The sequence below is a fragment of the Pseudomonas sp. NY5710 genome (genome assembly GCF_013305665.1).
Classification (GTDB): Bacteria; Pseudomonadota; Gammaproteobacteria; order Pseudomonadales; family Pseudomonadaceae; genus Aquipseudomonas; species Aquipseudomonas juntendi.
Genome location: NZ_CP045554.1, coordinates 5,557,506 through 5,582,155, shown reverse-complemented (window position 1 = coordinate 5,582,155; position 24,650 = coordinate 5,557,506). Strand labels below are relative to the sequence as shown.

General features: G+C 57.7%; 18 protein-coding genes. 10 read left to right on the top strand and 8 right to left on the bottom strand.

Translation table 11 applies throughout. The features are described 5' to 3' along the window. Positions 1–32: 32 nt before the first annotated feature. The 6 genes from GEV39_RS25765 to GEV39_RS25740 all read right to left on the bottom strand — a co-directional run bounded on the left by GEV39_RS25765 (position 33) and on the right by GEV39_RS25740 (position 5,135). On the bottom strand, positions 33–488 hold the full coding sequence (locus GEV39_RS25765; protein ID WP_044047194.1) for a DUF411 domain-containing protein: 456 nt from the start codon (positions 486–488) through the stop codon (positions 33–35). Beyond that, entirely contained in the window at positions 478–1,260 is a 783-nt protein-coding gene (locus tag GEV39_RS25760; RefSeq protein ID WP_013974894.1) for a c-type cytochrome, read from the bottom strand. Before GEV39_RS25760 ends, GEV39_RS25765 begins: the two co-directional genes overlap by 11 nt. Before the next feature lie 10 nt (positions 1,261–1,270). Next, positions 1,271–2,386 (bottom strand): copper resistance protein B, encoded by a 1,116-nt coding sequence (locus GEV39_RS25755; protein ID WP_044047193.1) that lies wholly within the window; start codon positions 2,384–2,386, stop codon positions 1,271–1,273. Further along, on the bottom strand, positions 2,376–2,723 hold the full coding sequence (locus tag GEV39_RS25750; protein ID WP_013974892.1) for a hypothetical protein: 348 nt from the start codon (positions 2,721–2,723) through the stop codon (positions 2,376–2,378). The genes GEV39_RS25755 and GEV39_RS25750 overlap by 11 nt, the downstream gene beginning before the upstream one ends. A gap of 14 nt (positions 2,724–2,737) precedes the next feature. Next, complete coding sequence (locus GEV39_RS25745; RefSeq protein ID WP_044047191.1) at positions 2,738–4,747, bottom strand: copper resistance system multicopper oxidase; 2,010 nt, start codon at positions 4,745–4,747, stop codon at positions 2,738–2,740. 181 nt (positions 4,748–4,928) lie between these two features. Next, a complete protein-coding gene (locus tag GEV39_RS25740) occupies positions 4,929–5,135 on the bottom strand; it encodes a co-regulatory protein PtrA N-terminal domain-containing protein (RefSeq protein WP_013974890.1) in 207 nt (68 codons plus the stop codon). 165 nt (positions 5,136–5,300) lie between these two features. Here GEV39_RS25740 and GEV39_RS25735 point away from each other — a divergent pair, with 165 nt between their 5' ends. The 7 genes from GEV39_RS25735 (at position 5,301) to GEV39_RS25705 (ending at position 14,557) form a co-directional block, all read left to right on the top strand. Beyond that, positions 5,301–5,978, top strand: coding sequence for a heavy metal response regulator transcription factor (locus GEV39_RS25735; protein ID WP_044047190.1), 678 nt, complete (start codon positions 5,301–5,303; stop codon positions 5,976–5,978). Beyond that, complete coding sequence (locus GEV39_RS25730) at positions 5,978–7,384, top strand: heavy metal sensor histidine kinase (protein ID WP_047595906.1); 1,407 nt, start codon at positions 5,978–5,980, stop codon at positions 7,382–7,384. The genes GEV39_RS25735 and GEV39_RS25730 overlap by 1 nt, the downstream gene beginning before the upstream one ends. Before the next feature lie 470 nt (positions 7,385–7,854). Beyond that, positions 7,855–9,105, top strand: coding sequence for a TolC family protein (locus GEV39_RS25725; RefSeq protein WP_049798466.1), 1,251 nt, complete (start codon positions 7,855–7,857; stop codon positions 9,103–9,105). Beyond that, entirely contained in the window at positions 9,102–10,565 is a 1,464-nt protein-coding gene (locus GEV39_RS25720; protein ID WP_044047188.1) for an efflux RND transporter periplasmic adaptor subunit, read from the top strand. The genes GEV39_RS25725 and GEV39_RS25720 overlap by 4 nt, the downstream gene beginning before the upstream one ends. Further along, on the top strand, positions 10,562–13,720 hold the full coding sequence (locus tag GEV39_RS25715) for an efflux RND transporter permease subunit (protein WP_013974884.1): 3,159 nt from the start codon (positions 10,562–10,564) through the stop codon (positions 13,718–13,720). Before GEV39_RS25720 ends, GEV39_RS25715 begins: the two co-directional genes overlap by 4 nt. Continuing rightward, positions 13,717–14,070, top strand: a complete 354-nt coding sequence (locus GEV39_RS25710) for a copper-binding protein (protein ID WP_047595905.1) — start codon at positions 13,717–13,719, stop codon at positions 14,068–14,070. Before GEV39_RS25715 ends, GEV39_RS25710 begins: the two co-directional genes overlap by 4 nt. A gap of 160 nt (positions 14,071–14,230) precedes the next feature. Beyond that, the gene (locus tag GEV39_RS25705; protein WP_085982928.1) at positions 14,231–14,557 is read left to right on the top strand and encodes a four-helix bundle copper-binding protein; all 327 of its coding nucleotides are present in this window, start codon (positions 14,231–14,233) and stop codon (positions 14,555–14,557) included. 1,318 nt (positions 14,558–15,875) lie between these two features. Here the strand turns inward: GEV39_RS25705 and GEV39_RS25700 are convergent. Together GEV39_RS25700 and GEV39_RS25695 are read right to left on the bottom strand one after the other, a co-directional pair. Further along, complete coding sequence (locus GEV39_RS25700; protein WP_013974882.1) at positions 15,876–16,550, bottom strand: heavy metal response regulator transcription factor; 675 nt, start codon at positions 16,548–16,550, stop codon at positions 15,876–15,878. 490 nt (positions 16,551–17,040) lie between these two features. Beyond that, positions 17,041–18,384, bottom strand: a complete 1,344-nt coding sequence (locus tag GEV39_RS25695) for an OprD family porin (protein WP_013974881.1) — start codon at positions 18,382–18,384, stop codon at positions 17,041–17,043. Positions 18,385–18,785: 401 nt separating this feature from the next. Here GEV39_RS25695 and GEV39_RS25690 point away from each other — a divergent pair, with 401 nt between their 5' ends. From GEV39_RS25690 to GEV39_RS25680, 3 genes are all read left to right on the top strand, one after another. Beyond that, positions 18,786–20,057, top strand: coding sequence for a TolC family protein (locus GEV39_RS25690; protein WP_080563836.1), 1,272 nt, complete (start codon positions 18,786–18,788; stop codon positions 20,055–20,057). 69 nt (positions 20,058–20,126) lie between these two features. Beyond that, the gene (locus GEV39_RS25685) at positions 20,127–21,407 is read left to right on the top strand and encodes an efflux RND transporter periplasmic adaptor subunit (protein WP_013974879.1); all 1,281 of its coding nucleotides are present in this window, start codon (positions 20,127–20,129) and stop codon (positions 21,405–21,407) included. A gap of 24 nt (positions 21,408–21,431) precedes the next feature. After that, positions 21,432–24,593, top strand: a complete 3,162-nt coding sequence (locus tag GEV39_RS25680; protein WP_013974878.1) for a CusA/CzcA family heavy metal efflux RND transporter — start codon at positions 21,432–21,434, stop codon at positions 24,591–24,593. Positions 24,594–24,650 lie beyond the last annotated feature (57 nt).

The window sequence follows — 24,650 nt, the reverse complement described above, 5'->3', positions numbered from 1 at the left end:
GTCAGCCTACTGCCGTCCTTCTGGTCGGTGGGTTATTTGGCTGGATAGTTGGCGACTACTTGGTCCTCGCCGCTTTTGGTCAAACCAATAACCTGGTAGGCATGGCTTACACCATCAACCTCCATGCCTGGGGATCCAGCTGGCATTCCTGGCACGGCGATCCCTACCAGATCGTTCCGCTCCTTGAGTTCTCGAATCTGCTCAGCTGGCACGTGACCTTCAACAAACTTTCCGTCAATCACGGCTGTGTGGCAGGAGGCTAACCGTGGCGCTACGCCCAGCTTCTGTTTCACTGCGCTCATGTCCGTCTCAACATGGTCGGTCACTTTGAAACCATTGGCTTCCAGGTGCGCGATCCACTTCTTGCAGCAACCGCAGTTCGCATCTCGGTGAACGTCGATGGACAATGACTCTGCGGCGTAGGCCGCCGAGGCCACCAGCAGCCCAGCGATTGCGGCTAGCCGAACGAGTATCCGGTTAGTTGGCATGAGTGTGCTCCTTACCGTCTTTGTGAACATGCGTCTTTGTCGACGATTTCGGGTGGGCGTCCGAATGGGCTTCGGCCGCATTGTGGTCACCGTGATGATCTGCCGCTTGGGCGGCGCCTGCGGGTGCAGCTCCATGGTCGTGAGCTGTCTGAGCATGGTCGTCATCTGCCGCTTCGTCGTGATCGCCACGCTCGGCATGACCGCTCCCGCCGTGCTGGCCCTCATGATTATGCATATCGCTTTCACCGCCGCCGTGCTGATGGCCGCCGCTCGTGGCCACCAACGCCTTGTACTGCTCAGAATTCATTTGGGGCAGTTGGTCAAGGAACGCGACTATTCCCCAGATGTACTCATCACCCATGCTCTTGCCCCAGGCGGGCATGCCGGTGGCTTTGATGCCGTGCTTGATCGTCCAGAATGCGGCAGCCGGATCGTCTCCGACACCCACCTTGGTGAGGTCAGGTGGCGACGGGTATAGCGCTTGGCTGAGTTCTGTCTTTCCAACGCCAGGGGCGAGGTGGCACCCAATGCACATGGCGTTGTAGTTGCCTGCGCCTGCCTTGATCAACGCAGCGTTCTTCAGGTCAGGCACTTCAATGTCTCGCGCTCGAACCTCAATCGACCGGTCGCGAGCCATGGCGAGAAACGAATGGACAGCCGGGAAGTGAGGATCATCGGCGCCGACATTCACCAAGCCGAAATACGCGGTGCCCAATACCGCAGCACTTCCGACAGCACCGGCCACAAGCAGCGTTGTAATTGTTCTTTTCATGTTGGAATTCTCAGAACCACATCCTGATACCGGCAACGAAGCGTGCCTCATCAACATCTCCACCCTCGTCTCGGATGAAGTCAGCGGTGTTGCCGTAGGAGCGGCTCCAGGTAACGCCTATGTACGGGGCAAACTGGCGGACGATTTCATACCGTAGACGCAGCCCGACTTCGGTATTGGCCAGACCCGATCCAACACCGCGCTCAGGATCGTTCTTGCCATAGAAGTTCGCCTCAGCCGTGGGCTGCAAAATCAAGCGATTGGTCAGCAGGATGTCGTATTCGCCTTCAAGACGCGCAGCAGTCTGGCCGTTTTCGCCGATGAACGCCGTAGCTTCGGCCTCGAAGTCATACAAGGCCATGCCCTGAATACCAAAGGCTGCCCAGGTCTGCGGTGATTCCGGTTTGAAATCCTGACGGACCCCGGCGACCACGTCCCACCAAGGACTGACCGAGCGCCCGTATAGCAGTTGCAGCTCAGCATCTTCGGTTACCCCGTTGGTGCGCTCGCCTTCCGACCGAACCCAGAGTCGATTGATGTCGCTACCTACCCAGCCAGATGCATCCCAAGCCAGGGTGCTGCCCTCATCGGCGTCCTGGTATTCGAGCTGGTCCAACAGAAAGAAGCTGTTGATTCCGCTGTCGTGCACCTGGTGGCCACCCAAAGGCGGAAAGGCTGCCTCGCGGTCGGCATCAGTGAGCACTGGAATCGGCGTGCGGCTCGTTGTGGTCGGAGAAGTCGCTGAACCAGGATTCATCTGGGAATGGTCCATGCCCTTCATCGAACCGTGATCCATGCCCTTCATGTTTCCATGGCCCATTTTGCTGTGGTCCATCTTGCTATGGTCCACCGGGCTGGATTTGCTCTGGCTTTGAGCATGCCCCATCTGGCTGTGATCAACAGGGGCAGGCTGTTTCTGCTGTTTGCTCATCCCCATCTTGCTGTGATCCATCGCCGGCATCGATTCGGACGGAGCAGCATCCATTTGCATGGAACCGTGCCCCATTTTCGAATGATCCATGCCCGAGTGATCCATTTCTTCAGCGGCGAAGCTGGGCGTTACGCCCAGCATGCCGATTGAAACAGTCAGGGCCAGCAGCGAAGGCCGCCCAAGGCTATTGACCATCTTTCCCTGCCTTAGCTTTGTCGCTGCCATGCGATTCCATCATTTTGTCGTGGTCCATGCCTTCCATCGAGCCATGGTCCATCCCCTTCATCGAGCCATGGTCCATCCCCTTCATCGAGCCGTGGTCCATACCTTCCATGGACCCATGGTCCATGCCTTCATGGTTCATGCCCTGGCCCTGCTTGTCCTGCGAACCTTTGGCTTTACCGGCCTCGGTGGATTTCTGGGAATGCTGATCGTGGTTGTCGCTAGACCACGACGACGGGGCATAAACAGCCAACATGCCGACCATCGCAGCAGAGAGGAAAAAGGCGCTTCGTTTCATTGGTTTGCTCATCTCAAATCTCCAGTTCATTCGTCCACACGGACTTCTCGGAACATGCCCATTTCCATGTGGAACAGTAGGTGACAGTGATAGGCCCAACGTCCCAAGGCATCTGCGGTGACGCGATAGCTTCGTTTTGAGCCAGGTGGCATGTCGATGGTGTGCTTGCGAACCATGAAGTTGCCGTTCTCGTCCTCCAGATCACTCCACATACCGTGGAGATGGATGGGGTGAGTCATCATGGTGTCGTTGACCAAGGTGATGCGAAGACGCTCGCCATATTTCAACCGCAGCGGTTCAGCGTCGGAGAATTTGATACCGTCGAACGACCATGCGAACTTCTCCATTTGGCCGGTAAGGTGCAGTTCGATTGTGCGTCCAGGCTCTCGACCATCGGGATCGATGAAGGTGCTCCGCAAATCGGCGTAGGTCAGCACTCGGCGCCCGTTGTTGCGCAGGCCAATTCCCGGATCGTTCAGCTTCGGGGTCGGCGACATGGTCTGCATATCGACCAACGGGTTGTTGGTCTCGGAAGTCGGATGGCTCTGCATTGCACCGCTCATGCCGGCCATGCCCTCATGACCCATCCCAGCCATCTTGCTGTGATCCATGCCGGCCATGTTGCCGTGGTCCATTCCAGCCATCTTGCTGTGGTCCATGCCGGCCGTGCTGCCATGGTCCATTCCAGCCATCTTGCTGTGGTCCATGCCGGCCATGTTGCCATGGTCCATTCCAGCCATCTTGCTGTGGTCCATGCCGGCCATGTTGCCGTGATCCATTCCAGCCATCTTGCTGTGGTCCATGCCGGCCATGCTGCCATGGTCCATCCCAGCCATCTTGCTGTGATCCATGCCGGCCATGTTCCCTTGGTCCATGCCAGCCATGCCGCCGTGATCCATTCCGCCCATGCTGCCGTGGTCCATGCCCATATCGCTCATGGCGATGATCGGGCGTGGATCTACCTCCGGTACGGGCGCTTGCAAGTCTTCACGAACTGCCAGGGTGCCTCGGGAGTACCCGGTACGGTCCATGGATTGCGCGAAGATCGTATAGGCCTGCTCGTTTTCAGGTTCGACGATGACATCGTAGGTTTCGGCAACGGCGATCCGGAACTCATCGACCGATACGGGTTTGACGTACTGGCCGTCAGCAGCCACAACCGTCATCTTGAGCCCAGGAATCCGGACATCGAAATAGGTCATGGCCGAGCCGTTGATAAAGCGCAGGCGGATCTTCTCGCCGGGCTTGAAGAGTCCCGTCCAGTTGCCGTTCGGAGCCTGGCCGTTCATGAGGTAGGTGTAGGTATACCCGCTCACGTCAGCGAGGTCGGTGGGGCTCATCTTCATTTCAGCCCACATCTTCCGATCCGCTACAGCGGCCGACCAGCCTTTCTCGCTCACATCGTCAACGAAGTCGCTTACAGTGCGCTTGTGGAAGTTGTAGTAGTCAGATTGCTTCTTGAGTTTGGAGAGCACCCGCGCCGGGTCTTCATCCGTCCAATCGCTGAGCATGACGACGTAATCACGGTCGTACACAAACGGCTCCGGATCCTTGGCATCGATCACCAACGCCCCATAGACCCCGGACTGTTCCTGGAGGCCTGAGTGGCTGTGATACCAGTAAGTGCCGTTCTGGTGGACCTTGAACTTGTATTCGTACATGCCATCGGGAGCGATGCCGTGGAAGCTCAAGCCCGGCACACCGTCCATGTTGGCGGGCAGGATGATGCCGTGCCAGTGAATGGAGGTGTCCTGTTTCAGCCGGTTGCGTACGCGCAGCGTCACGGTGTCGCCTTCGCGCCATCGCAGGATCGGCCCTGGCACGGAGCCGTTGATGGCCATGGCCGTACGAGCTGCACCCGTGATGTTGACGGGCAGTTCGCCGATATACAGATCGAAGTCCGTGCCGCTGAGCACGTTCGGTTGGCCAGGGCTGGTCACGGCCCAGACCGGCGCGCGCCACATGCCGAGCCCACCCAGAAGTCCGGTAGCGGCCAGGCCTTTGACGAAAGATCGTCTCGTGGTTTTGCTTTGCATGCCGTTGCGTCCAGTCAGGTAGATCGCTGATATCCAGGCTGCTAGATGGTGCAGCCCTTGGGTTCATTGGAGCTCTCACCAGTCTCGTAGACTTTCGCCACTACGCGAGGCTGATGAGAGGCCGTACTCTGAAACAGCCATAGTTCAGATTCCGGGATGATTACTTTTCTGTAAGCTAGGATCAGCAGCTTTCGTGGCCCGCGTGCTTGCTGGACTGGGCGGCGAATGGCGCCTGCTCTTTCTTCCCCTGCGCAACCTGGGAGGCCTGCATGGAGCTTTGGAGAGCCGCTTCCATCCGTGCAAAGGTCCGGTCCGCGCCGCCCTCTGCCAGGGCAATGCCTGCCATGCCGAAGGTAACGACCATCACAATTGCTTTGACCATGTTCATCTGGAGATCCTCAGTGGGTTCTGCGCCTCATGGCGTCAGGTACAGGGTCAAGTTAGCCTCGCGGTGCTGTCAGAAAACTGATCTCGACATTACTTTTCCGTCAGCTTCTGGTTGGGCTTCTTTTTTCCCGCAAACTGGAAATGCACCCCGCGTGGATGAGAGCAGATGAAATTACTCGTGGCCGAAGATGAGCCGAAAACCGGTGTCTACCTCCAGCAAGGTCTAACAGAAGCTGGCTTCACCGTTGACCGGGTGATGACAGGCACTGACGCCCTGCAACAGGCACAGAGCGAAGCGTATGACTTGCTGATCCTCGACGTGATGATGCCGGGGCTCGATGGCTGGGATGTCCTGCGCAAGATCCGTGCGGCGGGTCAGGATGTGCCGGTCCTTTTCTTGACGGCCCGAGACGGCGTAGACGACCGCGTGAAAGGTTTGGAACTGGGCGCTGATGATTACCTGGTGAAGCCCTTTGCGTTCTCGGAGCTGCTGGCTCGAGTTCGTACGTTGCTGCGCAGAGGCAACGGTGGTTCTGCTCAAACCACTATGAAGATGGCAGACCTTGAGGTGGACCTGCTCAAGCGTCGAGCTACGCGAAACGGCAAGCGGATCGACCTTACTGCCAAGGAGTTTTCCCTGTTGGAGCTGCTCATGCGCCGACGCGGCGAGGTGCTTCCCAAATCGCTGATCGCTTCTCAGGTGTGGGACATGAATTTCGACAGTGACACCAACGTGATCGAGGTCGCGATTCGCCGACTGCGGGCCAAGATTGATGACGACTTCGCGCCAAAGCTAATCCATACCGCCCGAGGCATGGGCTACATGATGGATGTGCCCGAGTGATGCGCCCGCAATCATCGCTCGTCAAGCGGCTGACCCTGATGTTCATGTTCGCGGTGACTGCTGTCCTGGTGGTTGCCGGCGTCGCTTTCTACGGGCTCAGCCAGCACCATTTCCGGATGCTGGATGAGCAGGCGCTTTCTGAAAAGCTGGAGTCAACGCGTCATATCCTTTCCATCTCAGCAGCGCGAGGCGGGCTCGACGATCAGGAGCAGCAGCTGCGGGCATTGCTCGGCGCACATCAGGATCTGTCGGCGAAAATCACCAAGGCTGACGGAACGGTCCTGTTTTCAGACCCCAAAGCCTCCCAGATTCCTCAGCGGTTCGAGCAGGCGCATCGGGGTGCGGTCTGGGAGTGGCAGGATAAAGCGCAGAACTTCCGCGGCATTACCGCCCAGCTGACCATTGCAGGCGAGCCGGAACCGGTGACGGCCGTGCTGATGCTCGATGTCACCACTCACGCCCATTTCTTTGTCACCCTGCAATGGTGGTTCGGAATTGGTCTGGTGATCAGCGCGATTGTGAGCGCAGGCTTGGGCTGGGTCGTGGCCAAAAGCGGGCTTCGGCCTGTTGGGCAAATCACCAAAGTGGCCACCGGGATGTCGGCAAGATCACTTCGCGAACGCATTCCGCTGGAGCCCGTACCGCTAGAGCTTCAGGAGCTCATCCTGTCTTTCAACGGGATGCTGGGACGGTTGGAGGATGCATTCGTTCGGTTGTCCAACTTCTCTGCCGATATCGCTCACGAATTGAGAACGCCAGTCAGCAACCTTCTGACCCATACCGAAGTGGTGCTCACCAAGAAGCGTGACCTGGATGCCTATGAAGAAAACCTCTATTCGAACCTGGAAGACCTCAAGCGCATGTCGCGCATGATCGACGACATGCTGTTCCTGGCCAAGGCGGATAACGGTCTGATCGTGCCCGAGCAGATCGATGTGGAGCTCTCCGAACTCGTATCAAAGCTGTTCGAGTACTACCAATTCCTGGCTGAGGATCAAGGCATCCAACTGACCCTACACGGGCAGGGTAAGGTTCGTGGCGATCGCCTGATGATTGACCGAGCGCTTTCCAACCTTCTATCCAACGCGTTGCGCTACACCCCGGAAGGCAACGAGATATCAGTGCAGATCGAGCAGACGCCTGAAAGCGTGACGCTTTCCGTGCGTAACAGCGGGGTAACCATCGATCCCCAGCACATTGGCAAGATCTTCGACCGATTCTATCGAGCCGATCCAGCCAGACGCGAAGGCGGCCCAAGCAATGCAGGCCTGGGGCTGTCGATAACCCGCTCTATCATCGAGGCTCATAGCGGACGAATCTGGTGTACATCAGCGGAGGGTGTCACAACATTCTTCATCAGTCTCCCAGCCTCCAAGCGGTTGGTTAGTGCAGCCCCAACCCCTTAATGCTGAACTCATCCCGGTAACCTATACTCGCCCATCATGAATCGGCTCATTCGACTACTCACCCTCCTGATGCTAATCGTGGCGCTTCCGCTTAACGGGATGGCGGGCATCGATTCGGCGACTGAACCTTGCCCAATGCAGGCGATGGGCATGGAAATGATGGCGGGCATGGACCATGACTGCTGCCAGGACCAAGACCTGGGTAAGACTGGCGACCATGCCAAATCCTGCAAGGTCGGCCAGGAGTGCAGGACTGCCAGTACCGTACAGATTAGCTTCCTGACGCCTGGGCTGACTTTCGCCAAGCCACGACCTGCCGATACCTACGCTGTAGGCATAGCGACAGGTTCTCCCCCCGATCCGTGGCGTCCTCCCCGCGTCTGATTCCCTCTTAATTTCACACCGTCGTTCCGCCTAGCAGCGGGGCGATGGCACGCGCCTGGGCGCTGATCTTTCGAGGAATCATTTTCATGACTCCCCAACGTTTTCAGGGACGGATAACCACGGCCGTCCTGTTCATACTGCTGCCGGCTGTCTCGGCACAGGCTGCAACGCTGTCGCTGGATGAGGCGCTGCAACTGGCTGAACGTAACGCTCCCTCTCTACAGGCCCGCCAGGAGCAGGCATCAGCTGCGCGCAGCGCAGTCATTCCAGCGGGCGAACTACCCGATCCGCGCCTGAATCTCGGGGTACAAAACCTGCCGATTGAAGGCACCGATCGCTGGAGCATGAACAGAGACTTCATGACCATGCAGGTGGTTGGCCTGTCCCAAGAAGTACCGAACCGGGACAAACGCAAAGCTCGCATAGAGACAGCGCAGGCCACGGTCGAGCGAGCCGATGCCGAGGCGATCTTCGAACGCTTGAAGGTTAGGGCGGCAACCGCACAGGCTTGGGTTACTGCGTACACCGTGCAGCGAAAGCTTGAACAGTTCGACGCCTTCTACAAAGAAAACCAGCTGCTGGCTTCCACGGTGCGGGCCCGCCTGGCCGGAGGCGCAGGCTCCAGCGCCGATACGCTGGCTCCCAAGCAAGAAGCCGCGCAGTTGGACGAGCAGAAAGACGTTCTATTGAGTCAGTCAGCTCAGGCGCGAGCCGCGCTGAAGCGCTGGATTGGGCAGGACGCCGAAGTAGGCGCGCCGACCTTCCCTGTCTGGCCTGTAGACGCAGCTGAATACTTGCACTCCGTCCATGCCCATCCGGAGCTCAATACCTACAACGCCATGACACGCGAGGCTCAAGCCCAGGTACACCAGGCTCAGGCGGAAAAGAAATCGGATTGGTCCTGGGGAGTGGATTATCAGCGCCGTGGTCCGGACTTCAGCAACATGGTCAGCCTGCAAGTCAGCTTCCAATTGCCATTGTTTACCAGCTCACGGCAAGACCCGATGATTGCGGCACGACGCGCACAAGTTCGCCAATTGGAAGATGAGCAGGACGCTGCCCTGCGCGAGCATCAAGCCCAGCTTGAAACAGACCTTGTCGAGTACCAACGCTTGCAACGGGCAGTGCGGCGCAGTCGCGAAACACTTTTGCCCCTGGCCGAGGACCGGGTACGCCTCGCTCTGGCGGATTACCGCGCCGGTAAGTCGCCGTTGAGTGAAGTGCTGTCGGCACGCCGGCAGCGTGTGGAGGCACTACTACAGGATGTGGACCTGCAAGGACAGTTGGCGGCAACAGCAGCGCGTCTGCATTTCGTTTATGGAGAGGTGCGGGCATGAGGAATAGGTCGATTGGTTTCGTCGTGGCTGCTGCCCTTGCTATTGGAATAGGCGCTGGCTTCTGGCTAGGTGGGAGAGGTGCGTATTCGCCATCGCAGCCCTTAGGTCAGGAAAAAAAAGCGCTGTACTGGTACGACCCGATGTATCCCCAGCAGCACTTCCCGGCGCCCGGAAAATCGCCGTTCATGGACATGCCGCTCGTGCCCAAGTATTCGGATGACACGGCTGGCGAGGAGCAGCCTGCGGTTCAGGTCTCGGCTGGGCTCCAGCAAAACCTTGGGATTCGATTGGCAACGGTGACGGCTGGCCGGCTAGAACGGACCCTAAGTGTGAGCGGCGTTCTGACGTTCGACGAACGCGACTTCAGCGTGTTGCAGGCCCGTACTGGCGGTTACGTCGAACGCGTCTATGGTCGAGCGACGGGGGACATCGTTGCCAAAGGGGCTCCTCTAGCCGATGTGCTGACCCCGGAGTGGGCTGGTTTGCAGGAGGAATACCTGGCGTTGCGGCATTCTGGCGACGCTCAGCTGACGGCGGCGGCACGACAGCGGCTCGTGCTCGCCGGCATGCCGGCCGACCTGATCAACCGGGTCGCGAGCACTGGGAAGGTGCAGCTCTCGGTCACACTCTCCGCACCCACTGCCGGTGTAATCCAGGTTCTCGATCTGCGACCCGGCATGACGCTGACGCCGGGCGCTACCTTAGCAAGGATCAATGGAGTGGCCAACGTCTGGCTGGAAGCGGCTGTGCCGGAAGCCCAGGCTCAAGGCCTTCGCGAAGGCCAGCCTGTGCAGGCGCAATTGCCAGCGTTCCCAGGCGATCCCATACCGGGCAAGTTGACTGCGCTATTGGCCGATGCCGATTTGCAGAGCCGCACGTTGCGCCTGCGTATCGAGTTGCCCAACCGAGATGGGCGGCTTCGTCCTGGGATGACCGCTCAAGTGGCTCTCCATCCCGGCGAGTCTGCCAAGCAAAGCCTCTTGGTGCCTGCCGAGGCGGTCATCCGCACCGGCAAGCGAGACCTGGTGATGCTGGCTGAAGACGGTGGTCGCTTCCGGCCGGTGGAAGTCGTGTTGGGCCAGGAGAGCAAAGGCCAAGTTGCGGTGTTGCAGGGTCTTCAGGCAGGACAGCGCATCGTCGCGTCCGGGCAATTCCTGTTGGACTCCGACGCTAATTTGAAAGGCATCGAGGCGGCGACGGTGCAGGATAGTCAGCCTAATGCGGGGCCAGCCCTGCATGAAGCGGATGGCCGTGTCGTGCAGATAGACGGCACACAGCTCACCGTTGCCCACGGTCCTTTCATCACCCTGGGCATGCCAGGGATGACCATGACCTTCCCTGTGGCTGAGCAGTCTCTCCTTGATGGCCTCAAGATCGGTGCGCAGATTCGCTTTGGCATACGCGAACGCGACGAGGGCATGGTCGTTGAGCAGATCAAAGTGTTGGAGGGCCAACCATGATTGCCAAACTGATCCGCTGGTCGGTAGGCAACCGTGTGCTGGTGCTCCTCGCCACGCTGTTTCTGGTGGCATGGGGCTTCGTCTCGGTGCGTAGCCTACCAATCGACGCCTTGCCCGACCTGTCGGACGTGCAGGTGATCATCCGCACGTCCTACCCAGGCCAGGCTCCCCAGATCGTTGAGAATCAGGTGACCTATCCGCTGACCACTACCATGCTCTCGGTTCCGGGGGCCAAAACGGTTCGCGGCTTCTCCGCCTTCGGTGACAGCTTCGTCTATGTGCTGTTCGAGGACGGCACCGATCTGTATTGGGCGCGCTCTCGGGTTCTTGAGTACCTGAGCCAGGCGCAATCGCGATTACCTGCCGCAGCCAAGCCGGTACTGGGCCCGGACGCCACCGGGGTGGGCTGGATTTATCAATATGCGCTGGTCGATCGTAACGGCGGCCATGACCTGTCGCAACTGCGCAGCCTGCAGGACTGGTTCCTGCGCTATGAGCTCAAGACGCTGCCGGATGTCGCTGAAGTGGCCACCATCGGCGGTATGGTCAAGCAGTATCAGGTCGTGCTCGATCCGCTGCGCATGGCCAGCCTCGGTATCACCCAGGCTGAGGTGGTGGAGGCTATAGGCAAGGCCAACCAGGAGACCGGTGGCGGTGTACTGGAGCAAGGCGAAGCGGAATTCATGGTACGTGCGGCCGGCTACCTGCGATCGCTGGATGATTTCAGAGCGATACCCCTGCGACTGGCTACCAAGGGCGTGCCGGTGACATTAGGCGACGTCGCTACGGTGCAGATAGGTCCGGAAGCCCGCAGAGGCATAGGCGAACTGGACGGCCTCGGCGAAGCCGTAGGAGGTGTGGTGATCCTGCGCAGCGGGAAGAATGCTCGTGAGGCCATCGCGGACGTCAAGGCTAAGCTCGAAACCCTGAAGAAAGCCCTGCCAGCCGGGGTGGAACTTGTCACCGTCTACGACCGCAGCCAGTTGATCGACCGTGCCGTGGAGAACCTCAGTCACAAGCTGATCGAGGAGTTCTTGGTAGTGGCGTTGGTATGCGCAGCCTTTCTCTGGCACCTGCGCTCGTCATTGGTGGCTATCGTTTCGCTGCCCGTGGGAATCCTGATAGCGCTGATCGTCATGCGTCATCAGGGCATCAACGCCAACATCATGTCCCTTGGCGGAATCGCTATTGCCATCGGTGCAATGGTGGACGCTGCCGTGGTCATGATCGAGAACGCCCACAAACGTGTTGAGGCCTGGCATATCCGGCATCCTGGTCAACCTTTGCGGGGAGAAGCGCATTGGAGGGTAATGACGGAGGCGGCCGTCGAGGTAGGGCCGGCACTGTTCTTCAGCCTCATGATCATCACGCTTTCGTTCATCCCGGTGTTCACGCTGCAAGCCCAGGAAGGACGCCTCTTTGCACCCTTGGCCTTTACCAAGACCTACGCAATGGCTGCGGCAGCTGCGCTATCGGTGACCCTGATACCGGTGCTGATGGGGTACTGGATCAGAGGGCCACTGCCTGCGGAACAGCGCAACCCGCTCAACCGGGGCCTCATCCGGCTATACCGTCCGGCATTGGAGGTCGTCCTGCGCCGGCCTCTGGTTACCCTCGCTGCAGCATTGGTGATCCTGCTCAGCAGTCTGTGGCCCTTGAATCATCTTGGGGGCGAGTTCCTTCCTCCGCTCGATGAAGGTGATCTGCTCTACATGCCTTCAGCCTTGCCTGGACTCTCGGCGCAGAAAGCTTCAGAGCTGTTGCAGCGAACGGATCGTCTGATTCGAACTGTTCCCGAAGTGGCCAGTGTCTTTGGTAAAGCCGGCCGCGCCGAGTCAGCTACCGACCCGGCACCGCTGGAGATGTTCGAGACCACCGTTCGGCTCAAGCCCAAGAGTGAGTGGCGTCCAGGAATGACCACGGACAAGCTTATCGAGGAGCTTGATCGCACTGTGCGTGTGCCTGGGCTGACCAACATCTGGATCCCGCCCATCCGCAACCGCATCGATATGCTGGCCACCGGCATCAAGAGCCCAATCGGCGTCAAGGTGGCCGGCAGCGACCTAGGCCAGATAGACCGGGCCACTCTCGCTGTGGAGCGGGCCGCGAAAAAGGTGCCTGGAGTGACTTCGGCGCTGGCAGAGCGTTTGACTGGTGGCCGCTACATTGATCTGGATATCGACCGCCATGCCGCTGCCCGTTACGGTCTGAACATCACCGACGTACAGGCCATCGTGGCCGGCGCCATTGGTGGCGAAACCATCGGGGAAACAGTTGAAGGCTTGGCCCGCTATCCCATTAGCGTGCGCTATCCACGCGAATGGCGTGATTCGGTGGAGGCGTTGCGTCAGCTGCCGATCTACACCTCGCAGGGCGGCCAGCTGACGCTCGGCAGCGTGGCCCGCATACGTATTGCTGATGGCCCGCCCATGCTGAAGAGCGAGAATGCTCGCCCCTCGGGCTGGGTGTACATCGACGTGCGCGGCCGGGACCTTTCGTCTGTTGTTGCAGACTTACGTCAGGCGATCGACAGCGAGGTAAAGCTCGATTCAGGCATGAGCTTGAGCTACTCCGGCCAGTTCGAATACCTGGAGCGGGCGAACGCCCGTCTGGCCTGGGTGGTGCCAGCGACGCTGGCCATCATCTTCGTGCTGCTCTACCTGACCTTCGGCCGCCTCGGTGAAGCACTGCTCATCATGGGCACTTTACCTTTTGCCCTGACCGGGGGCGTCTGGCTGCTCTACCTGCTGGGCTACAACCTTTCAGTGGCCACAGGCGTTGGCTTCATTGCCCTGGCCGGCGTAGCGGCGGAGTTCGGAGTGATCATGCTCATCTACCTGAATAACGCTTGGGCTGAGCGTCAGGCCAACGGCGAAACTACACGAGCAGCGCTGCTCGACGCGATCCGTGAGGGCGCGGTGCAACGCATCAGGCCCAAGGCAATGACTGTGGCAGTCATCGTTGCAGGCCTGCTGCCCATCCTCTGGAGCAGCGGTACCGGCAGCGAGGTCATGAGCCGCATCGCGGTGCCCATGGTGGGCGGCATGCTCACCGCCCCCTTGCTTTCACTTTTTGTAATCCCTGCGGCGTACTGGCTGATCCGTCGCCGCGAACTTGCTGTAACTACCCCCAACCTCTCAGGAGAAATCCAATGAAAAAGCTAATTGTCATCGCAGGCCTGGTCACAGCTTTCGCCGCCAGTGTGCATGCCCAGGACATGGATGGTATGGACATGAAGAAAATGCCAGCCTCCGCCGAGGGTGGCCAAGGCAGCCAGGCGGCGCCCACTGCGCATGCGGAAGGGACAATTAAGGCGCTGGATCCTCAAAGCGGGAAAATCACCTTGGCGCACGGCCCGGTAGCAGAGCTCAAATGGCCGGCGATGACCATGGGCTTCCAAGCTGAGCCTGCACAGCTGAAGGGCTTGAACGTAGGAGACAAGGTGAAATTTGGGTTCCGTATGGAGGGAAGTGTCGCGAAAATCGTGAGCATCCAGAAGCAGTGATTGAAAAGCCTTGAATGATCGGGCACGCCTTCATACCGAGATGATTCGGACAAGCTTACAGAAATGTAATCAATCTTCAGGCCCCCGTCAGGTCGAACGCTACATACCGTCATGAGACGGTGCACTGGCATCTCATCGACCCGATACCGGAGATATGATCATGAACAGTAGCTTTGATGAATGCATCTCGGAATGCATGCGCTGCGCGCTGGCCTGTGAAGTCTGCGCGTCAGCCTGCCTGCGAGAGCAGGACGTAAAAATGATGGCTGACTGCATCAAGCTGGACAGGGATTGCGCAGATATGTGCAAGCTGGCGGCTACCTTGATGACACGAGAAAGCATGCTCGCCAAGGAATTTTGTGCGTTGTGCGCAAGGATTTGCCGCGCCTGCGGGGAGGCGTGCGGTAAGCATAAGGCAGACCACTGTCAGCATTGCGCACAGACCTGTTTGGCCTGCGCTGCATCCTGCGAAGCAATGGCTGCGTAAGCGTTTTCGCCCAGTCAGCTTTCCATGCGCCTGACAAAGGATATGGATACGTCGTTAACCGTCTGGCTAGGGAGACGGGTAGACCGCTGATGTTGAGCATGCGCTCTGGCGGAGCCTAGCTTGGGCAGCCATTCACCAAGGCGCTGCCTTACGGATCTGATGACAAAAAAGCCCGCCTCGGCGGCGGGCTATCAGATGTCTCCCAGGGGAGGCTGTAGGCCAACAAGTCTCGGAGCAAGCATTTGTAGGATACGCCTCTTGGCTCACGCCCACCAGCCAGCTTCGGCCGGAGCGAATGGTTCTACGTCGAGGGCATTGGAAACGGCTTATGTAGGCCCCGTCAATTGGCAGGGCAATCCGCAAAGACAAAGCAGGCCGATTATCCCCTGGCGGTATACCCCCAGGCAGAGTCAAAGGCAAAGCTAGGGGGGAAATCTAGCGGGTACCCCGATTTGAGGGCAGAATCACCAGCTTCACCTACGTTGCACTGGGTTGAGGGGCAGTTTGAAACTGCTATCTAGCGCGACAGCGACCATCGCCGCCATGAGCAAGAGCACAGGTGCGCCTTGAGTACTCAGCACAAAGGCCGTAGCAAACGGCCCCGTGGCCTGCGCCAAGACCATTGGGCGAGCTAATGCTCCCATGCGTGCGCGATACCCTTGCCAAACAGCACCAGAGGCAAGATGACTCTGGCAATAGTGAGAATCCCGATGCCGGCGCCCTACAGCGCTGCTGCAGGGAATGCCAGCCAAGGCACGCCAGGAATGAATAAGCAGATGCCGATGAAGCTCACCAACACGCCGGCACGGCCGACCAGGTTGGGTGAAGATGCCGAGCAAGCGAGAACTCCAATACTCTTGCCACCACCTGGGCCGGCCCAAGGACCATCCCCACCGCCAACACCGTGACCGTTGGAAGGCCAAGTTCCTTGAGCGAGGTGAGAAGATGCACAGAGAGGGTGGCCATGACGAAGGCAATGACCGTGAGTAGCCCTGCAACGAACCAGAAAAGCCGGCGGGCGCCATCATCGTTGAGCGGCGACTGAGCCTGCTTGGTGCTGTAGTCGGGAGGTTAACCTCATCGCCGGCGCACAGTATCAGAGGTAAGCCATGGCGCTGTTAAAAACAATGTCCGCTGAGCGTGCGTCAGCTCTGGCATACGCTTGGCCTTCCGTTACCTGTTGATAATCTATGCTATACCTTATGTCCAGCACACCTCATACGTTTAGTGAGGAAACGCGCGCTAAGGGTCAAAAACAGTATGGCTCGACTTACATGCATGATCCCTGGCTCTGTTTTCATGACTAAGTAGCGGGCGATCAACGCTTCTCAAGCACATAGCCCACACCGCGAAGCGTATGGATCAGCTTCGTCTCGAAAGGGTCATCGATCTTGGCTCTAAGTCTTCGAATCGACACTTCTACAACGTTTGTATCGCAGTCGAAGTTCATATCCCAGACCTGTGAGATGATCTGTGTGCGGCTGAGCACCACGCCGGTATTGCGCATTAGGTAGTGCAGAAGTGCAAACTCTTTCGTCGTCAGATCAATACGCTGGCCGTCCCTGAAGGCCCTGTGACGGCTCTGGTCTAGCTCCAGGTCAGCGACACGAATGATCTCCACAGATGCAGGGTGTTCAGACCTGCGCATTAAGGCGCGAACCCGGGCTAGCAGTTCTGGGAACTCAAATGGTTTGATCAGGTAGTCATCTGCACCGTTCTCCAAACCCCGGACCTTATCTGCCAAACGACTTCTCGCCGTGAGCATCATGATGCGGGAGGGGCAATTTTTACGCCTCAAAAGCTCAAGTACCTGCCACCCATCCATTTCTGGCAGATTGATATCAAGAATAATCAACTCGTATTCGTGTTGCTTGGCTAGGAATAGCCCATCTGACCCGGTATGCACGCAATCGACGACATAACCGCATTCTGTAAGGCCTTGACGCACATATTCCGCAGTTTTTACTTCGTCCTCAATTACCAGAATTCGCATGGGATTTTGTCTCGATATCACTGAGCAATTAACCGCGCACGCGCGCCGGCATTATTGAAAGGAATGGTAAATCAAAATGAGCTGGGTGGGGCCTAAATGACGGATTTGTAATTTCCAGGTAATATGATTGATAGTCTGGAGGTATATCTTTTCGCGGTTTGGGTTCGACAGGTGCGGGCCCTCTCTCCAATAGGTAATTTGACCTTATGAAGTATGTGGTTGTTTTCTTCTTTGTGTTGAGTTTGTTCCGTTCAGATGACGGCGAAGTTACTCATGTCGAGGAAACTGGTCATTGGTGCAGCCATGAGTTTCACCGGCATGCAATGCGTACACTCGAACGGTTGATTGAATTTTAGGTAAAAAAAAGGCGCCCAAAGGGCGCCAAATATCCACCTTTTACCAAAGGAGCACTTAAGCCACTCAAGGTGAATTCGTAATGCACATTTTTCTGAAGAGACCAGTTTACGAATAAACTGATCCCCTTAGAGAATCACAGGATCGAAAGCGGGTACTCAATGATCACACGAGTTTCATCCAGATCCGATTCGAATGCAGTGGCACGCGTGGTGGCCTGGCGCAACCGGAAGGACAGGTCTTTTGCTGGACCAGTTTGCACGACATATTTAACCTCTACGTCACGCTCCCAACGTTTCTGATTGGTGAGCGGATCACCGTTGGCGTCGGTGCGCATGTAGAACTGGTTGGCGTTCGAGTAGTCTGCGCCCGAGCCTCTAGCGTAGCGGGTCATGAACGTCAGACCAGGAATGCCGTAGCTGGTGAAGTTCAGGTCGTAGCGCAGCATCCAGGAACGCTCTTTCGGCGAGTTGAAGTCGCTGTACTGGATAGAGTTGTCGACGAAAATCGAGTCTGACTGACGCAGGTAGTCGAAATCATCGTCGCCGTTGTTGCGTTGGTGCGACAGGGCCAGGGTGTGAGCGCCGTAACGGACCCCGACCTTGGCACTCCAGATATCGTTGTCAAACTCGCCTAGGCGCTGCTTCCCTTCATCCACGGCTTTGTAATAGTTGAAGCCGCCAATCAGCGCAAGGTCGTCATTCAGTGGATAGGCGAAGCTGGTGCCAGCGTAGTACTGGTTCCAGACTTCTTTCAACTGACTGGCGTATACGCTCACGGTCCAGTTATCGTTGATCGCGTAATCACCGCCACCGTAGCCTACCCAAGGCGAGTTAACCGGGCCACCGTAGAAAGTTGCGAAGTTATCATTCAGATTGCTGGAGACCGGCTGGCTCATCGCATGCAGTCGGCCACCCTGCAGGGTGAGGCCCTGGATGCTGGTGTTCTCAACGGTCACACCGCGGAAGCTTTCAGGCAACAGGCGCGAGTCGCCTGATGCAACAACTGGCGTCGACGGGAAAACATCACCCACTTTCACGACCGTATCAAACAAGCGAACTTTAGCCGCCCCGCCAACCTTGGTGTATTCGTCGCGAGCTTCGCCTTTGTTATCAACAGGCATGACGTCGAATGAACTACGACCGCCGTTGCGCCCGTCACCAGTATCGAGCTTAAGCCCTATCATGGCAAAGGCATCAACACCAACGCCGACCGTCCCTTGGGTAAAACCAGAGTTGAATTTGGTGATGATCCCGTGCGCCCAGGCCTCGGAGTAGCCATTGGTGTTGCCCTTGCCGCTGTTGTAAGTGGGAGCTGAGCTGTCGCGGTTATCACGATTGAAATAGAAGTTGCGGTTGAGCACTGTAAGGCTGCTACCTTCGATGAAACCTTCGGGCTTATCTTCAGCTTGAGCAGTAACTGCATAGCTTCCAGACAGCGCCGAAACTGCCGCCAAATACAGTGGTACTTTGATTTTCATCCGATGCTCCTTTGATTTACGGCAGTTTTTATTATGTTTCCGGCGCGGGTGTCGTTATAAGTTCTGAGCCGGCGGCGCGCCTCGCGTAGCGCCGAGCTCATATTTGCAGGCGGAAGATAACGGGATGGTGATAGGAAAATTACAATTTCGTCATCTGGTCGTTATTTTGGTCATTGACGCCGCATGCTAGCCATCTCTCGCGTTCGCAATGAAATTCGGTGGTTCGACTGTGTCATCAGCGTTTTCGGGCATTACAAGCTTTTCTTACGAAATTGTAATTTTCTAGCCACCCCTCTGATAGCTACCGCTCTTTAGAGTGCCATCACCTAATCCAGTGGGGCTTGGCAGCTATTTCGGCGTTCTGGCCAAGCTAACGAAGTTTGTGCACGAGGACCAAGAAAGTGCTCCGGTATAACCGCAATGTCTTATCCAAGACCTACGTCTCACCGTGGAAAATTGCCGCTCTCTGTGCGGTGATTTCCGGGTTGCTGGCACCCACCGCATTTGCCCAAAGCATCAGCTTGCCCCAAGCGCTGTCGACGGCAATGGATGCCAACCCAGACCTCGCGGCGGCACGTCAGGAAATCGGCATCGCGGACGGTGCGCGCAAGCAAGCCGGGCTGATTCCAAACCCCGAAATCTCGTATGAGATGGAGGACACACGGCGTAACACCAGCACAACGACCGTTACGCTAAGTCAGACCTTGGAGCTCGGTGGTAAGCGGGGAGCCCGCGTAGATGTCGCCACATACGGCCAGAGTGTTGCACAACTGGAACTGGACCGACGCGTGAATGGTCTGCGTGCAGACGTCGTGCAGGCGTTTTACGCTGCATTACGAGCCCAAACCGGACTCGACCTCGCTAAACAATCCCTTGAACTTACTGAGCGCGGCCTTCGCATTGTCGATGGTCGAGTTCGCGCAGGTAAATCTTCACCTGTGGAGGCTACCCGCGCCCAGGTTCAACTGGCTGAAGCCCGGTTGCAGGTCCGTCGCGCCGAAACGGAAAAAGCGAATGCTTACCAGCAACTCGCCCAAGTCACGGGGAGTTCTGTGACCATATTCGATCGCCTTGAATCACCAACCTTGTCTCCTGGCTTGCCGCCGCGCACTGAAGAGTTGCTGGCAAAGCTCGATCAGACTCCGGAAATGCGGCAGGCAGTGGTGGAGATTGATAAGAGCGATGCCTCGCTTGGCGCAGAAAAAGCTCAGCGTATTCCAAACCTCACGGTAAGCGTGGGTAGCCAGTACGACCGCTCGGTGCGCGAGCGAGTCAATGTCGTTGGTCTGTCCATGCCTTTGCCGCTGTTTGATCGTAACCAAGGCAACATTCTTTCCGCTTCTCGACGTGCCGATCAGGCCCGCGACCTGCGTAACGCTGTCGAGTTGAGATTGCGCGCCCAAACCCAAACCGCGCTGAACCAGTGGTCCACCGCCATGCAAGAAGTTGAGTCCTACGACAAGACCATTCTGCCCTCAGCCCAGCAGGCCGTGGATACCGCAACCCGCGGATTCGAGATGGGGAAATTCGGCTTTATCGAAGTACTGGACGCCCAGCGCACCTTGATCCTTGCTCGTGGCCAGTATCTCGACTCGCTGGCAGCGGCGACCAATGCGCGTGCGCAAGTAGAAAGGGTTTATGGCGAAGTAGGCTCGACCGCCGGCGCACGCTGAACGGGGCATACATTTTTCTCGGCACTCGGCGTTTAAACCTGCCGGTGCCTACGATCAGCAGGAGTAGCAATGGAAAACAAACGCAAGATCGCCCTCGCGGTAGCCGCTGTGGCAATCCTTGGATTTGGCAGCCTCGCCTGGAACAGCAGTTCCGATCAACAAGCGGCGACTAACGCAGAACATGGTGCTGACGATGGTCATGGCCATGACAAGAAGGCCGGATCAGCTAACAAAGAGAACAGTGAAGCGGAGCATAGTGAAGATGGGCACGGTGAAGAAGGTCATGGCGAGGAGGGCCACAGTGAAGAGGGCGGTGAGGAAGAAGGTAAGCTAACCCTTAGTGCTGAACAGATCAAAGCAGCTGGCGTGACTCTGGAATCGGCAGCGCCTCGTGATTTGGGAACCGTCGTGAGCTTCCCGGGTGAGATTCGTTTTGACGAGGACCGCACTGCGCACGTTGTTCCTCGCGTTCCAGGCGTTGTCGAAACAGTCCAGGCGAATTTGGGTGAGTCCGTCAAGAAGGGTCAAGTCCTTGCGGTGATTGCCAGCCAGCAGATCTCTGACCTGCGCAGCGAGCAACAAGCCGCTCAGCGTCGTGTCGAACTTGCGCGCGTGACTTTTAGCCGAGAGAAGCAGCTCTGGCAGGACAAGATTTCTGCGGAGCAGGACTACCTCCAGGCTCGCCAGGCGCTGCAGGAAGCCGAAATCTCTCTGGCCAACGCCAAGCAAAAAGTCAGCGCGATCGGTGCCTCGGTCAATTCGGTAGGCGGTAACCGTTACGAACTCAGGGCTCCCTTTGACGCCGTAGTGGTGGAGAAACACTTGACCGTCGGGGAAGTCGTCAGCGAGGCGACTAACGCCTTTATTCTGTCCGACCTTAACCAAGTTTGGGCCACTTTCGCTGTACCGCCTACCGATTTGGCCAAGGTCACTACCGGCCGCGCCGTGAAGGTTTCCTCACCTGACATGAACGTGGAGGTCGAGGGCAAGGTGGGTTATGTCGGCAGCCTGTTGGGCGAGCAAAACCGAGCAGCGACCGTCCGCGTTACGTTGACCAATCCCAACGGGGCCTGGCGTCCTGGTCTTTTCGTGAACATCGCAGTCACGTCCCAGACTGATCGCGTGGCGGTGGCTGTCCCGGAACACGCCGTGCAGACCGTTGAGGACAAACCATCGGTCTTCGTACGCACCGCCGAGGGCTTCGACACCCGCCCAGTAAAGCTGGGCCGCCGTGACAGTGGGTACGTGGAAATCACGGACGGCATCGAAGCGGGCGCTCAAGTGGCTACCAATGGCAGCTTCACACTCAAGTCTGAGCTCGGCAAAGCCTCTGCCGAGCACAGTCACTGATGCGAACTGACAGGATGATTTCTTATGTTTGAACGTATCATCAGATTTGCCATTGAACAGCGGATCGTTGTAATGATCGCTGTCCTGATCATTGCCGGTATCGGCATCTACAGCTACCAAAAGCTGCCGATCGATGCCGTTCCTGACATTACCAACGTCCAGGTGCAGATCAACACTGCAGCGCCTGGCTATTCCCCATTGGAAACCGAGCAACGGATCACGTTTCCAGTTGAAACGGCCATGGCTGGTCTTCCAGGTCTTCAGCAGACCCGTTCGCTGTCTCGCTCGGGCCTGTCTCAGGTGACCGTGATTTTCAAGGACGGCACCGACATCTTCTTTGCCCGCCAGCTGATCAATGAGCGGCTACAGGTTGCAAAGGAACAGCTGCCAGAGGGCGTAGATGCCGTCATGGGCCCGGTCTCAACCGGCCTCGGCGAAATTTTCCTGTGGACCGTTGAAGCCGAAGAGGGCGCGGTCAAAGAAGACGGTACGCCCTACACGCCCACCGACCTGCGGGTAATCCAGGACTGGATCATCAAGCCTCAGCTGCGCAACGTACCTGGCGTGGCAGAGATCAATACCATCGGTGGCTTTGCCAAGCAGTTCCTGGTTGCGCCGGATCCGAAGCGCCTGGCTACCTACAAGTTGACCCTGAATGATCTGGTAGCCGCGTTGGAAAGCAACAACGCCAACGTAGGCGCCGGTTACATCGAGCGTAATGGTGAGCAGTTGCTCATTCGTGCACCGGGCCAAGTCGGCAACATCGAAGACATCGCCAACATCGTAATCACCAGTGTGGATGGTGCACCGATTCGCATCAGCAACGTCGCCGACGTCAGCATCGGTAAGGAGCTTCGTACTGGTGCTGCCACTGAGAATGGCCGCGAGGTCGTGCTCGGTACAGTATTCATGCTGATCGGTGAGAACAGCCGCACTGTGTCCCAAGCTGTCGCAGCGAAGCTTGCGGACATCAACCGTACTCTGCCAAAGGGCGTGGTTGCGGTCACCGTTTACGATCGTACCAACTTGGTTGAAAAAGCCATTGCGACGGTGAAGAAGAACTTGGTTGAAGGTGCGATCCTGGTTATCGCCATTCTGTTCCTGTTCCTCGGCAACATCCGTGCAGCGTTGATCACCGCGATGGTGATCCCGCTGTCCATGCTGTTCACCTTCACAGGGATGTTCAATAACAAGGTCAGTGCCAACCTAATGAGTTTGGGCGCACTCGACTTCGGCATCATCGTCGACGGGGCCGTGGTCATCGTGGAGAACGCGATCCGTCGATTAGCACATGCGCAGCACAAACATGGCCGTATGCTCACCAAAACCGAACGCTTCCATGAGGTCTTTGCTGCTGCCCGCGAAGCGCGTCGGCCACTGATCTTCGGGCAACTGATCATTATGGTGGTGTACCTGCCTATCTTCGCCCTCACCGGCGTGGAGGGCAAAATGTTCCACCCCATGGCATTCACCGTTGTGATGGCGCTATTGGGTGCAATGATCCTCTCCGTTACCTTCGTGCCGGCAGCGATCGCCATGTTCGTCACTGGCAAGGTCAAGGAGGAAGAGGGCGTTGTTATGCGCACTGCGCGGCTGCGTTATGAGCCTGTGCTGCAGTGGGTGCTTGGGCATCGGAATATCGCTTTCTCCGCAGCAGTAGCACTGGTCGTTCTCAGCGGTGTACTTGCCAGTCGCATGGGGAGCGAGTTCATCCCAAGTCTCAGTGAGGGGGACTTCGCTCTTCAAGCCTTGCGCGTACCTGGTACTAGCCTCAGCCAGTCGGTGGACATGCAGGAGCGTTTGGAAAAAGCAGTCATCGAGCAGGTACCGGAAGTTGAGCGTATGTTCGGCCGAACCGGTACGGCTGAAATCGCCTCTGACCCAATGCCACCGAATATCTCCGATGCTTACGTCATGCTCAAACCAAAGGACCAATGGGCCGATCCCGACAAGTCGCGGGAGGAGCTCATTGCCGAGGTTCAAAAGGCGGCAGCCAGTGTCCCGGGCAGTAACTATGAACTCTCCCAGCCTATCCAGCTTCGTTTCAACGAACTGATCTCCGGGGTGCGCAGCGATGTTGCGGTGAAGGTTTATGGTGACGACATGGATGTGCTCAACAGCACGGCCAATAAGATCGCCGCAGCGCTCAAAGCGGTACCAGGCTCCTCGGAGGTCAAGGTTGAGCAGACCACAGGTCTGCCAGTGCTGACCATTAACATCGACCGGGAAAAAGCAGCACGCTACGGCCTGAACATTGCGGACGTGCAGAATTCGATCGCGATTGCTGTGGGTGGTCGTACAGCGGGAACGTTGTACGAGGGTGATCGCCGATTCGACATGGTGGTGCGCCTGCCTGAGGCTGTACGCACCGACGTCGCGGGTATGTCTAGTTTGCTGATTCCTGTGCCTGCCAATGCGGCTCAGGGCGCTAATCAGATCGGTTTCATTCCACTTTCGCAGGTCGCTAAGCTGGACTTGCAGTTGGGCCCGAACCAGATCAGCCGCGAGAACGGTAAGCGCTTGGTTATTGTAAGCGCCAACGTCCGGGGCCGTGACCTTGGGTCGTTCGTTGATGAGGCGGCATCTACCTTGTCAACGAAGGTGGAAATTCCAGCAGGCTACTGGACCAGTTGGGGCGGCCAGTTCGAGCAGCTGCAGTCGGCAGCCAAGCGCCTGCAGATTGTGGTTCCGGTAGCCTTACTGCTGGTAATGACCTTGCTGTTCTTGATGTTCAACAACCTGAAGGACGGCATGCTGGTCTTCACCGGTATTCCATTCGCTCTCACTGGCGGGGTCGTGGCCCTTTGGCTGCGTGATATCCCGCTCTCGATCTCGGCAGGGGTAGGCTTCATCGCACTCTCCGGCGTCGCGGTACTGAACGGCCTGGTGATGATTGCCTTCATTCGCGGATTGCGAGAAGAGGGACGAACGCTCAGGCAGGCAGTCGATGAAGGCGCACTCACCCGACTGCGACCAGTGTTGATGACAGCCTTGGTGGCGTCCCTGGGCTTCATCCCAATGGCCTTGGCCACCGGTACCGGTGCGGAGGTTCAACGGCCTCTGGCTACAGTGGTAATTGGTGGGATCCTTTCCTCCACCGCGCTGACTTTGCTGGTCCTGCCGGCCCTGTATCATTGGGCACATCGCAAGGATGAAGACGGCGACGAGGCAGAAGCCGTAAGCTGATCCCCCCAGATACAAAAACCCACAACACGCGTTGTGGGTTTTTTGTTTTATATGAAA

Excerpts from the sequence above, each read along its gene's own strand:
- GEV39_RS25725 (WP_049798466.1), top strand. The coding sequence starts at position 7,855 with ATGACTCCCCAACGTTTTCAGGGACGGATAACCACGGCCGTCCTGTTC.
- GEV39_RS25685 (WP_013974879.1), top strand. The coding sequence starts at position 20,127 with ATGGAAAACAAACGCAAGATCGCCCTCGCGGTAGCCGCTGTGGCAATC.
- GEV39_RS25760 (WP_013974894.1), bottom strand. The coding sequence starts at position 1,260 with ATGAAAAGAACAATTACAACGCTGCTTGTGGCCGGTGCTGTCGGAAGT.
- GEV39_RS25735 (WP_044047190.1), top strand. The coding sequence starts at position 5,301 with ATGAAATTACTCGTGGCCGAAGATGAGCCGAAAACCGGTGTCTACCTC.
- GEV39_RS25705 (WP_085982928.1), top strand. The coding sequence starts at position 14,231 with ATGAACAGTAGCTTTGATGAATGCATCTCGGAATGCATGCGCTGCGCG.
- GEV39_RS25730 (WP_047595906.1), top strand. The coding sequence starts at position 5,978 with ATGCGCCCGCAATCATCGCTCGTCAAGCGGCTGACCCTGATGTTCATG.
- GEV39_RS25765 (WP_044047194.1), bottom strand. The coding sequence starts at position 488 with ATGCCAACTAACCGGATACTCGTTCGGCTAGCCGCAATCGCTGGGCTG.
- GEV39_RS25750 (WP_013974892.1), bottom strand. The coding sequence starts at position 2,723 with ATGAGCAAACCAATGAAACGAAGCGCCTTTTTCCTCTCTGCTGCGATG.
- GEV39_RS25740 (WP_013974890.1), bottom strand. The coding sequence starts at position 5,135 with ATGAACATGGTCAAAGCAATTGTGATGGTCGTTACCTTCGGCATGGCA.
- GEV39_RS25720 (WP_044047188.1), top strand. The coding sequence starts at position 9,102 with ATGAGGAATAGGTCGATTGGTTTCGTCGTGGCTGCTGCCCTTGCTATT.
- GEV39_RS25695 (WP_013974881.1), bottom strand. The coding sequence starts at position 18,384 with ATGAAAATCAAAGTACCACTGTATTTGGCGGCAGTTTCGGCGCTGTCT.
- GEV39_RS25680 (WP_013974878.1), top strand. The coding sequence starts at position 21,432 with ATGTTTGAACGTATCATCAGATTTGCCATTGAACAGCGGATCGTTGTA.
- GEV39_RS25715 (WP_013974884.1), top strand. The coding sequence starts at position 10,562 with ATGATTGCCAAACTGATCCGCTGGTCGGTAGGCAACCGTGTGCTGGTG.
- GEV39_RS25710 (WP_047595905.1), top strand. The coding sequence starts at position 13,717 with ATGAAAAAGCTAATTGTCATCGCAGGCCTGGTCACAGCTTTCGCCGCC.
- GEV39_RS25700 (WP_013974882.1), bottom strand. The coding sequence starts at position 16,550 with ATGCGAATTCTGGTAATTGAGGACGAAGTAAAAACTGCGGAATATGTG.
- GEV39_RS25755 (WP_044047193.1), bottom strand. The coding sequence starts at position 2,386 with ATGGTCAATAGCCTTGGGCGGCCTTCGCTGCTGGCCCTGACTGTTTCA.
- GEV39_RS25745 (WP_044047191.1), bottom strand. The coding sequence starts at position 4,747 with ATGCAAAGCAAAACCACGAGACGATCTTTCGTCAAAGGCCTGGCCGCT.